The sequence below is a fragment of the Mycobacterium sp. genome (assembly GCF_049281135.1).
In the GTDB taxonomy this organism is placed as follows: Bacteria; Actinomycetota; Actinomycetes; order Mycobacteriales; family Mycobacteriaceae; genus Mycobacterium.
Window position 1 is genome coordinate 1 of the sequence record NZ_JBAPRN010000568.1, and the last position, 11,000, is coordinate 11,000.

An 11,000-nucleotide genomic window follows, 5' to 3' on the forward strand; every position below is an offset into this window, starting at 1 on the left:
GCATAGACCAGATCACCGTCGATAGTCACCGCGCCAGCGGCTTCGGCCTGGTCGACGGCGCCTTCGCCGGCCAACGCCGTCACATCGCCGCGCTGCAGCGGCTCAGCCAGTGCCAGGTGGTCCAGTACCGCGCGTGCTGGCGACGGCAGACCGGACAGGTAGCTGTCGATCAGGGTCGGCAGGGTGGCGCCATTGGTCAGGTCGCCGCTGTCGACCAGGTGCCGCAGGTGAAGCGGGTTGCCCTGACTGTGGGCAAACACCTGGTCGACCAATCCGGCACTCGGCGGCGCCGGCAGGGCCGATTCCAGCATCGCGGTCGTCGTTGCCGCGTCCAGCGGCCCGACCTCGATGCGGTTCAGCAACTCGTCGGCCCACAGCGCCGCGACCGCGTCGGGCAGCTCGGCGTCCGACCGGACCGTGACGATCAGCCGCGCCGAGCCGCCGACCGCCAGCTGGTAGATCAACGTTGCAGACAGGTGGTCAAGGAGGTGCGCGTCGTCGACGACGAAAAGCTGCTGGGCATCCTCACCGGTCAGGTGCTCCTGCGCGGCGCGGAGCAGCTCGGCCGGTCGGCCCGCCTCGGTGATGTCGGCGTCGGCCAGCAGGGCACGGAATGCGCCGAACGGGATGACTCGCTCGGTCGCGGTGCCCACCACCCGGTGCACGATGGTCGGTGGCGCGGCGAAGGCCTCCGCGGCGCTGCTAGCCAGCAACGTCTTGCCGACGCCGTCGGCTCCCAGGATCGCCACGCCGGAACGCTGCGGATCGGTCAAGGCGTCCGTGACCTCGCGCAGCAATGCGTCCGGCGGCGCGGCAACCCAAGCACTCGGCACCGCCGGAGTTTATTGCGCGCGCCCCTGACCGCATGCGGTTAGGCCCAAATGCGCTCGGCGGCAAGGTTGGTCTACGTTTCGACTGTGCACCCCAAACGCGATGCGCCCCACCCGCGGGCGATCTGCGTGTACTGCGCGTCGGGACCCACCGACCCCGAGTTGCTGGCGCTGGCCGCCGAGCTCGGCGAGGCGATCGCGGAGCGGGGCTGGACCCTCATCTGGGGCGGCGGCAACGTCTCGGCGATGGGTGCGCTGGCCACGGCTGCGCGGGCGCGCGGTGGGTGGACCGTCGGCGTCATTCCCAAGGCTCTGGTTCGCCGCGAAGTCGCCGACCATGACGCCGACGAGCTGATCGTCACGGACACGATGCGGGAGCGCAAACAGATCATGGAAGACCGCGCCGACGCGTTCATCACGTTGCCCGGGGGCATTGGCACGCTCGAGGAATTCTTCGAGGTCTGGACCGGAGGCTACCTCGGCATGCACGACAAGCCGGTGGTGTTGCTGGACCCCGCCGGGCACTACGACGGGTTACGGTCATGGCTGTCCGGGCTGGTCGACAGCGGATACGTGTTGCCGGCCGCGATGGACCGACTGGTGGTCGTCGACGAGATCGGCGCGGCGATCGCGGCCTGCGCACCCCGCTGAGCGCGTTTGCTGCGCCTCGATAGGCTGGCCGCCATGTCCCAGAACAACGCCCGTGACCACTCGTCGATCGGACTGATCGATATCGCGACGCGGGCGCCCGCGGTGTTGGCCGATCTTCCGGTGATCGCCCGCGGGATGCTCACGCTGGCGCGGGCGCAGCCGAACTTCAAGGTCTCGATCGGCAAGATCTTCCAGGACCGCGCCGACCGCTACGGCGACCGCATCTTCATCCGATTCGGCGATCAGCAGGTGACCTACCGCGAGGCCAATGCGACCGCCAACCGGTACGCCGCCGTGCTGGCAGCCCGGGGAGTCGGGCGCGGCGACGTGGTCGGGATCATGCTGCGCAACTCACCCAACGCCGTGTTGATGATGCTGGCCGCGGTCAAGTGCGGCGCAGTCGCCGGGATGCTCAACTACCACCAGCGCGGCGACGTGCTGGCACACAGCATCGGCTTGCTGGAGGCCAAGGCGCTCGTCGTCGAATCCGACTTCGTCGACGCGGTGGAGGAATGCGGAGGCGCCCCCATCGCCCCGACGACCATCGAGGAGATGGAGCGACTGTCGGCCACCGCGCCGACCACCAACCCGCCGTCGGCGTCTGCGGTGCTGGCCAAGGACACCGCGTTCTACATCTTCACGTCGGGCACCACCGGTCACCCCAAGGCCAGCGTGATGACCCACAAGCGGTGGCTGTCCGCGCTGGCGGTGTTCGGCGGACTTGGCTTGCGGCTCAAGAGTTCTGACACGTTGTACAGCTGCCTGCCGCTCTACCACAACAACGCGCTTACGGTCGCGGTCGGATCGGTGATCAACTCGGGGGCGACTCTGGCACTGGGCAAGTCCTTCTCCGCGTCGAGGTTCTGGGACGAGGTGATCGCCAGTAAGGCAACGGCTTTCATCTACATCGGCGAGATCTGCCGGTATCTGCTCAACCAGCCCGAGAAGCCGACCGACCGAGCGCACAAGGTGCGGCTGATCGCCGGCAACGGGCTGCGCCCGGAGATCTGGGACGAGTTCACCAAGCGGTTCAACATCGCGCGGGTATGTGAGTTCTACGCCGCCAGTGAGGGAAACACCGCCTTCATCAACGTATTCAACGTGCCGCGCTCGGCGGGCTGGGCGGCGATGCCAGTGGCCTATGTCGCCTACGACGCCGACAGCGGTGCGCCGCTGCGCGGCGCCGACGGCTGGGTGCAGAAGGTGCCCGCCGGCGAACCCGGTCTGCTGCTCAGCCCGGTCAGCAGGCTGCAACCTTTCGACGGCTACACCGACAAGAGCGCCAGCGAAAAGAAGTTGGTACGCAACGCGTTTCGCAAAGGCGATTGTTACTTCAACACCGGCGACGTGATGAGTCCGCAGGGCATGGGGCATGCCGCGTTCGTCGACCGACTCGGCGACACCTTCCGCTGGAAGGGTGAGAACGTCGCGACCACTCAGGTGGAGCGGGCGCTGGCCTCGAACAAGTCCGTCGAGGAGTGCACCGTCTTCGGTGTGGAGATTCCGCGTACCGGCGGCCGCTGCGGAATGGCGGCGGTCAAGCTGCGCGACGGCGCCGACTTCGACGGCAAAGCGCTTGCCGAGACCGTCTACTCGCAGTTGCCGGTGTACGCACTGCCGCTGTTCCTGCGGATCGTCGATTCGATGGAACACACCACCACGTTCAAGAGCCGCAAAGTGGATCTGCGTGAACAGGCCTACGGCGCCGACATCGAAGATCCGCTGCACGTGCTGGCCGGCCGCGACGAGGGCTACGTGCCGTTTTACGACGACTATCCCGTGGACGTCGCGAACGGTAAGCGACCGCAGGGCTAGGCACCACGAGTCACACCAGCACCGTCAGCTGGGTGGCACCCTTTTTTGAAATCGTTGCCATATGCGATATCACCCGGGCAGTTGCAGTGATATCGCCCGCGGTCACAAAACGAAAAAAGAGTGCCACCACGGACCACGACGGACGAGGCTGGTGAACGCCCGGTGCGGGCAGCGGGCACCATGAAAGGGTGCAGTCCACCCTGTGCGGTCGCCGGGTCAGCGACGATCGCCCACTGATCATGGCGATCGTCAACCGCACCCCGGACTCGTTCTACGACCGTGGCGCGAACTTCACCGATGATGCGGCCCGGGCCGCCACGGGTCGACTCATCGCCGAGGGCGCTGACGTGATCGACGTCGGCGGCGTCAAGGCGGGCCCGGGGGAGAGCATCGACACGCAAGCCGAAATCGCCCGGGTGGTGCCGTTCATCGAGTGGCTGCGCGAGGCCTACCCCGACCAACTGATCAGCATCGACACCTGGCGTTCTGAGGTAGCCCGGCTCGCTTGCCGGGCCGGCGCGGACCTGATCAACGACAGCTGGGGCGGCTATGATCCCGCGATGCCCGAGGTGGCCGCCGAATTCGGAGCCGGCCTGGTGTGCTCGCATACCGGGGGTGCCCGGCCGCGCACCCGTCCGTACCGGGTCAGCTACGGCATCAGCACTCGCGGCGTCGTCGATCACGTGATCAACGAAGTCACCTCAGCAGCCGAACGGGCCGTCGCCGCCGGAGTGGATCGTGATCGCATTTTGATCGACCCGACCCACGACTTCGGCAAGAACACTTTCCATGGATTGGCGCTGTTGCGGCACATGGGAGATCTTGTTAGTACCGGGTGGCCGATATTGATGGCTTTGAGCAACAAAGATTTCGTCGGGGAGACTCTTGGAGTGGACCTGACACAACGACTGGAGGGAACCCTGGCCGCCACCGCGCTTGCAGCAGCCGCCGGGGCCCGGATGTTCCGCGTGCATGAAGTCGGGCCCACCCGACGGGTGTTGGAGATGGTGGCGTCTATCCAGGGGCAACGAGCCCCGACGCGCACGGTGAGAGGACTTGCATGACGGCATCTGAGCTGGTCGATCTCGCCACTGAGGGCGCATTGGCCGCCATGCCGGGCGACGTCTGGCTGGCCGACCGAAGCTGGACCCGTCCGCAGTGGACGGTCGAGGAGCTGGCGGCGGCCAAAGCCGGGCGAACCATCTCGGTGGTGCTGCCCGCCCTCAACGAGGAAGACACCGTCGAATCCGTGATCGACAGCATCTCACCGCTGGTCGGGGGCCTGGTCGACGAGCTGATCGTGCTGGACTCGGGATCCACCGACGACACCGAGATCCGGGCGATCGCCGCCGGTGCCCGCGTCGTGACACGCGAACAAGCGCTACCCGAGATCGCGCCGCGGCCCGGCAAAGGCGAGGTGCTGTGGCGGTCGCTGGCGGCCACCGGCGGCGACATCGTGGTCTTCGTCGACTCGGATCTGATCGAGCCGCACCCGATGTTCGTGCCGCGGCTGCTCGGGCCGCTGCTCACCGAGGACGGCATTCACCTCGTCAAGAGCTTTTATCGGCGGCCGCTGAACGCCCACGACGCCAGTGGTCGCGAGGGCGCGACCGGCGGTGGCCGGGTCACCGAGTTGGTCGCCCGGCCGTTGCTCGCCGCCCTGCGGCCCGAACTGGGCTGCGTGTTGCAGCCGCTGGGCGGCGAATATGCAGCCACCCGCGAACTGCTGACGTCGGTGCCGTTCGCGCCCGGCTACGGCGTCGAGATCGGCCTGCTGATCGACACCTACGACCGGCTGGGTCTGGACGCGATCGCGCAGGTGAACCTCGGCGTGCGGGCGCACCGCAACCGGCCGCTGGCCGAGCTGGGTCCGATGAGCCGTCAGGTCGTCGCGACGCTGCTGTCCCGCTGCGGCATCCCCGACTCCGGCATCGGGTTGACGCAATTCTTCGTCGACGGCGATGGTTACGCGCCGCGCACCTCGGCGGTGTCGCTGGCCGACCGGCCGCCGATGAACGCCGTCCGACCGCGCCGCCCGTAAGACCGTGGCGATCGCCAGCGAGAGCCTGAGCGACCGCGTCGGACCGATAAGGCAATATCGGTGCCGTGGCGTTGGTGTTGCTCTACGTGGTGGTCTTGGTCCTGGTAGCGATCGTGCTGTTCGGTGTGGCCAGTGTGCTGTTCGGCCGCGGCGAGCCGCTGCCGCCGCTGCCGCGGGGGACAACGCCGACAGTGCTCCCGGCGTCCGGCGTCACCGGCGCTGACGTCGACTCGGTCAAGTTCACCCAGACCCTGCGTGGCTACAAGACCAGCGAGGTGGACTGGGTGCTGGATCGGCTCGGCCAGGAACTCGACCAGCTGCGTGGTCAGCTGTCCTCGGTGCATGCCATTGCCGCCGCCGAGGTGGAAGCCGATGACGAACGACACTCCGCCGATGCCGACGACGAGCAGGAGCAGACATGACCGCGCCCGAGGACGGCCTGGTCCGCTGCGACTGGGCGGTTGGCCGGCCCGACAGCCCGGATTTCCTGCTGTACCGCGACTACCACGACAAGGAGTGGGGTCAACCACTGCGCGGGCGGGTGCCGCTGTTCGAACGGATGAGTCTGGAGGCCTTCCAAAGCGGCCTGTCCTGGCTGATCATCTTGCGCAAGCGGGAGAATTTCCGGCAGGCCTTCGCCGGCTTCGACATCGAGAAGGTCGCCCGCTTCACCGACGCCGATGTGGCCCGCCTGATGGCCGACCAGGGCATCGTCCGTAATCGCGCCAAGATCGAGGCGACCATCGCCAATGCGCAGGCTACCGTCGACACCGAGGTCGACCTCTCGGAGCTGCTCTGGTCGTTCGCGCCGGCGAAGCGACCACGGCCCGCGACCCTCGCTGACGTCCCCGCTACGACGCCGGAATCCACCGCCATGGCGCGCGAATTGAAGCGCCGCGGATTCCGCTTCGTCGGTCCCACGACCGCTTACGCGCTGATGCAGGCGACCGGGATGGTCGACGATCACCTGCGTGCTTGCTGGGTGCCTTCAACCGCTGCGTGAAACGCCGAGCCGGAGGTCATGTACACCTACCCGCGCCGATAGGGAACAATGGAGGGGTGAATGTGCAGTTGACGGGCCAGCTCGAATCTGGAGGGAGCGCTCGATGGCGGCGATGAAGCCCCGGACCGGTGACGGTCCACTGGAAGCGACGAAGGAGGGGCGCGGCATCGTGATGCGGGTACCGCTGGAGGGCGGTGGCCGACTAGTCGTCGAGCTGACACCCGATGAAGCCGCTGCACTGGGCGACGAGCTCAAGGGCGTCACCAGCTAAACCCGCCGTTACGCGCACACCTTCTGGTAGATCTCCAGCGTCTGCTGCGCGATCTGCGCCCAGGAGAACTCCGCGATGCAGCGCTGCCGCCCCGCTCGGCCGTAGCGCTCCGCCCTCTCCGGGTCGGCGATCAACGCGTTGACCGCCTTGGCGATTCTGGCCTGGTAACCGGCCGCGTCGTCGGCGTCGTAGTGCACCAGCGAACCGCTCACCCCGTCGGCGACCACCTCGGGTATGCCGCCCACATCGGACGCCACCACCGCGGTGCCGCAGGCCATCGCCTCGAGGTTGACGATCCCCAGCGGCTCGTACACCGACGGGCACACGAAAACCTTTGCCGCCGAGAGTATTTCGCGGATCTTGCCGATGGGCAGCATTTCCCGCACCCAGAACACCCCGGTGCGTGAGTCGGACAGATCGGCCACGCCGGCGCTCACCTCGGCGGCGATTTCCGGTGTATCGGGGGCTCCGGCGCACAGCACCAACTGCACGTCAGGATCGAAATCGTGCGCGGCCGCCAGCAGGTGTGCGACGCCCTTTTGTCGGGTGATCCGCCCGACGAATGCGACGATGGGTCTCCAGCGGTCGACGCCGATGTCGGTCAGCACCGACTCGCCGGGCGACGATTCCTGCGACTCGGCCGGATACCAGACGTCGGTGTCAATCCCGTTGCGCACGACGTGCACCCGGTTGGGATCGACCGTCGGGTAGACCCGCAGCACGTCTTCGCGCATACCGGAGCTGACCGCGATCACCGCGTCGGCGGCATTGACCGCGGTCTGCTCCACCCGCGACGAGATCCGGTAGCCGCCACCGAGTTGCTCGGCCTTCCACGGCCGCAACGGCTCCAGCGAATGCGCCGTCAGCACATGGGGGACGCCGTAGAGCAACGACGCCAGGTGCCCGGCCATCCCGGTGTACCACGTGTGGCTGTGGACGACGTCGGCCTCCGCGGCCGCATTCGCCATCACCAGATCGGTCGACAGCGTCGAGAGCGCCGGGTTGGCGCCGCGCAATTGCGCGTCGGGCTGGTACGCGAATGCCTCCGGCCGCGGCGCCCCTTGGCAGTGCACGTCAACCTGGCACAACTTGCGCAGTTGCGCGACGAGCTCGGTCACGTGCACCCCGGCTCCGCCATAGACCTCCGGCGGGTATTCCCGAGTCATCATCGCCACGCGCATACCCGGCACCGTAGTAGTCGCACTCGGACCGCGCAGCCCCGGCCACCCTGTTAGGAGAAGTCATCCAAATTTGTTGATGGACAGTCCGTCAGCGTGGGTATTCAGCTGTTTGATCTGGCAGGGGTTCGCGACGGCCGTTAGGTTTGATGCATGAGGGAAGCGCCACAGGTGCTGGGCATTGTCCTGGCCGGCGGTGAGGGCAAACGGTTATATCCATTGACCGCCGACCGCGCCAAGCCAGCGGTTCCCTTCGGCGGCGCCTATCGGCTGATCGACTTCGTGCTGTCCAATCTCGTCAACGCCCGCTACTTGAGGATCTGCGTTCTCACCCAGTACAAGTCGCATTCATTGGACCGTCACATTTCGCAGAACTGGCGACTGTCCGGTCTGGCCGGTGAGTACATCACCCCGGTCCCCGCCCAGCAGCGGCTCGGTCCGCGTTGGTACACCGGCTCCGCGGACGCGATCTATCAGTCGCTCAACCTGATCTACGACGAGGATCCGGACTACATCGTGGTTTTCGGCGCCGACCACGTTTACCGGATGGATCCCGAGCAGATGCTGCGCTTCCACGTCGAAAGCGGCGCAGGGGCCACCGTCGCGGGGATCCGGGTGCCCCGTGCCGAGGCAAGTGCGTTTGGCTGCATCGACGCCGACGAATCCGGCCGCATCCGCAGCTTCGTTGAGAAGCCGGTCGATCCGCCGGGTACGCCCGACGACCCGGACGCCACGTTCGTGTCGATGGGCAATTACATCTTCACCACCAAGGTCCTGATCGACGCGATCCGTGCCGACGCCGACGAAGACCATTCCGATCACGACATGGGCGGCGACATCATTCCGCGACTGGTTGGTGATGGGATGGCCGCGGTCTACGACTTCAACAACAACGACGTGCCCGGTGCCACCGACCGCGACCGGGGCTACTGGCGCGACGTCGGGACGCTGGACGCGTTCTATGACGCGCACATGGATCTGGTGTCGGTGCACCCGGTGTTCAATCTTTACAACAGGCGTTGGCCCATCCTCGGTGCGTCGGAGAACCTGGCGCCGGCCAAGTTCGTCAACGGTGGTTCCGCACAGGAGTCGGTGGTGGGTGCGGGCAGCATCATCTCAGCGGCGTCGGTGCGGAATTCGGTGCTGTCCTCCAACGTCGTGGTCGACGACGGCGCCATCGTGGAGGGCAGCGTGATCATGCCGGGTGTGCGGGTCGGCCGCGGCGCGGTGGTTCGTCACGCGATCCTGGACAAGAACGTCGTCGTCGGACCCGGCGAGATGGTCGGGGTGGACCTGGAGAGGGATCGCGAACGCTTCGCGATCAGCGCCGGCGGCGTCGTCGCCGTGGGCAAGGGCGTCTGGATCTGACGTTCACCAGCTGCCGCGAAACAGAAACCAGGGTCGCCGGCCGGCCAATTTCACAGCCCCTGCTTCTGCCTCGCGACACGCGTTCACCACACGTAGGGCAGCAGCCGGTAGTGGACCTTCTGCTCGTACTCGCGGTAGCCGCGGAGTTCGTGGGTCAGCAGCTGTTCTTCGTCGCGGATGCGCAGCACGAGAACGAGCATGCCGGGGATCAGCAGGAAGAATCCCCAATACGAGCCGAGCGCCAGCGGGATACCGAGCATCAGCACCACGTTTCCGGTGTACATCGGATGGCGCACCAGCCCGTACAACCCGGTCGAGACGAGCCTCTGGCCCGCTTCGACCCGGACATTGGCTGCCGCGTAACTGTTTTGGATGATGACCAGCATCGCCAGGCCAAGCCCGATCGCGACCAGCACGTCGCCGATCACCGACACCGGCGCGGGCATCTGCGACCAGCCGAAACGATGGTCGAGACCGCCGACCACGAACGAGGCCGGGAACGCGATGAAGATGACGGTGATCAGAATCCGTTGCAGCGGCCGGGTTTCGGCGGTCGGCCCAACCTGCATTCGCCGCTCGAGCGCGGCCGGGTTGGTGCGCATCAGGTACACGGTCGGGATCCAGGTGGATAACGCGAACACCGCGAGAAACGCCCAGCCCTGCCAGTAGTGGGTCGTCCCGGCCGGCCAGAACAACAGCAACGCGAACGCCGCCAAGCCCAGAATGGCCGAGAGTGAGCCTTTGACAACAGTATTCATGGCAGCCTCCTCAGGCCTGCACGTCGCGGCGGCGGAAGGCCGCCACTCCCAATGCGATCAGCGCCACGTCGATCGCCAACAACCACAGCAGCGGAACTGGCGTGAAGGCGCCGGCGGTGACAAGCGGGATGTGCGCGAACGGCTCCAGGTCAAGCACCCACTGCGAAAAGCCGGACAGCGAACCGATCAGGTACAGCGCGACAAATCCGACCAGCACACCCCAAGCGACCGGGCTGAAACGCGGTGCCAGCCCGAACAGTGCGACGGCCACCGCGGCCGGCAGCCACACTGCCGGCAGCTGAACAAGGGCGGTGCCCACGACCATCGACAGTTTGCCGCCGACGTCGTGGGCGGCGATTCCGTAGCTAAGGCCGGCGACCGCACCGGCGATCACGATCGCGACCGCCGAGCCGATCAGCGCTATCACGAGATGACTTGTCAGCCAACGGCTTCGGCTAACCGATCCACTCAGCAGCGTCTCGGCCCGTTGACCGGTCTCTTCCTGGTGCAGCCGCAGTGTCAGCGACACGGCGAACGCGGCCGCCATCATGCCCAGCATGCAGAACGCGGCCGCGACGAAGGCCTGCTCCAAGACATTGGTGCCGCCCATGCGCACGACGATGTCTCGTGCCGTATCGCCGCCCAGCTCATCACCGATACCGTGGATGATGCTGCCGATCAGCAACCCGTACAGGCACAGCCCGACGGTCCACAGCACCAGTGCGCCGCGATCCAGCCGCCAGGCCAGCCCGAAAGCGTTCCGCAGCAACGGTGCTGCGGTGCCCGGGCCCGGCCGTTCGGCGATCAGCCCCGCCCCGACGTCACGACGCGCGAGCAGCTGGTAGGCCAGCGCGGTGAGCAACAGCGTCGTCGCCAGATGCAACAGCAGCACCCACCACCGGTCGCCGGCGTATGGGCGAACCTGCAACGACCAGCCCAGCGGCGAGAGCCACGACAACGACGGTGAGCCCGCGTCGCCGACGGCGCGCAGCGTGAACGCGGTGGCCAGCACCGCGAATGCCGCACCGCGCGCGAAGCGTGCGCTCGCCGAAAGTTGGGCCGCCACCGCGGCGACGGCGGCGAAC

Annotated in this window: 12 protein-coding genes; 8 read left to right on the forward strand and 4 right to left on the reverse strand. The window is 67.0% G+C overall.

The annotated features are described in order from the left end of the window. On the reverse strand, nt 1–833 hold an 833-nt coding region (locus tag WAN02_RS22175), incomplete at its 3' end, for an AAA family ATPase (RefSeq protein ID WP_422266417.1). A gap of 84 nt (nt 834–917) precedes the next feature. On the opposite strand from WAN02_RS22175, the gene WAN02_RS22180 reads away from it, so the two are divergent. The 7 genes from WAN02_RS22180 to WAN02_RS22210 all read left to right on the forward strand — a co-directional run bounded on the left by WAN02_RS22180 (nt 918) and on the right by WAN02_RS22210 (nt 6,611). Then, nucleotides 918–1,481, forward strand: a complete 564-nt coding sequence (locus WAN02_RS22180; protein ID WP_422266419.1) for a TIGR00730 family Rossman fold protein — start codon at nt 918–920, stop codon at nt 1,479–1,481. A 33-nt stretch (nt 1,482–1,514) separates the two neighbouring features. Next, complete coding sequence (gene fadD6 / locus WAN02_RS22185) at nt 1,515–3,296, forward strand: long-chain-acyl-CoA synthetase FadD6 (protein WP_422266421.1); 1,782 nt, start codon at nt 1,515–1,517, stop codon at nt 3,294–3,296. A 239-nt stretch (nt 3,297–3,535) separates the two neighbouring features. Then, complete coding sequence (gene folP / locus WAN02_RS22190) at nt 3,536–4,360, forward strand: dihydropteroate synthase (RefSeq protein WP_422266437.1); 825 nt, start codon at nt 3,536–3,538, stop codon at nt 4,358–4,360. Next, nucleotides 4,357–5,337, forward strand: a complete 981-nt coding sequence (locus WAN02_RS22195) for a glucosyl-3-phosphoglycerate synthase (protein ID WP_422266423.1) — start codon at nt 4,357–4,359, stop codon at nt 5,335–5,337. The genes folP and WAN02_RS22195 overlap by 4 nt, the downstream gene beginning before the upstream one ends. A 65-nt stretch (nt 5,338–5,402) precedes the next feature. Next, nucleotides 5,403–5,759, forward strand: coding sequence for a DivIVA domain-containing protein (locus WAN02_RS22200; RefSeq protein WP_422266425.1), 357 nt, complete (start codon nt 5,403–5,405; stop codon nt 5,757–5,759). Beyond that, nucleotides 5,756–6,340 (forward strand): DNA-3-methyladenine glycosylase I, encoded by a 585-nt coding sequence (locus WAN02_RS22205; protein WP_422266427.1) that lies wholly within the window; start codon nt 5,756–5,758, stop codon nt 6,338–6,340. The genes WAN02_RS22200 and WAN02_RS22205 overlap by 4 nt, the downstream gene beginning before the upstream one ends. A gap of 103 nt (nt 6,341–6,443) precedes the next feature. Beyond that, nucleotides 6,444–6,611, forward strand: a complete 168-nt coding sequence (locus WAN02_RS22210) for a DUF3117 domain-containing protein (protein WP_003406247.1) — start codon at nt 6,444–6,446, stop codon at nt 6,609–6,611. Between the two features lie 8 nt (nt 6,612–6,619). On the opposite strand, the gene glgA is transcribed toward WAN02_RS22210, so the two are convergent. Next, a complete protein-coding gene (gene glgA / locus WAN02_RS22215; RefSeq protein ID WP_422266429.1) occupies nt 6,620–7,792 on the reverse strand; it encodes a glycogen synthase in 1,173 nt (390 codons plus the stop codon). Between the two features lie 150 nt (nt 7,793–7,942). Here glgA and glgC point away from each other — a divergent pair, with 150 nt between their 5' ends. Further along, a complete protein-coding gene (gene glgC, locus WAN02_RS22220) occupies nt 7,943–9,157 on the forward strand; it encodes a glucose-1-phosphate adenylyltransferase (protein ID WP_422266431.1) in 1,215 nt (404 codons plus the stop codon). An 83-nt stretch (nt 9,158–9,240) separates the two neighbouring features. Here the strand turns inward: glgC and WAN02_RS22225 are convergent, their stop codons facing one another. Then, on the reverse strand, nt 9,241–9,915 hold the full coding sequence (locus WAN02_RS22225; RefSeq protein WP_422266433.1) for a methyltransferase family protein: 675 nt from the start codon (nt 9,913–9,915) through the stop codon (nt 9,241–9,243). A 10-nt stretch (nt 9,916–9,925) separates the two neighbouring features. After that, a partial coding sequence (locus tag WAN02_RS22230; RefSeq protein ID WP_422266435.1) for an ABC transporter permease occupies nt 9,926–11,000 on the reverse strand: 1,075 nt, incomplete at its 5' end.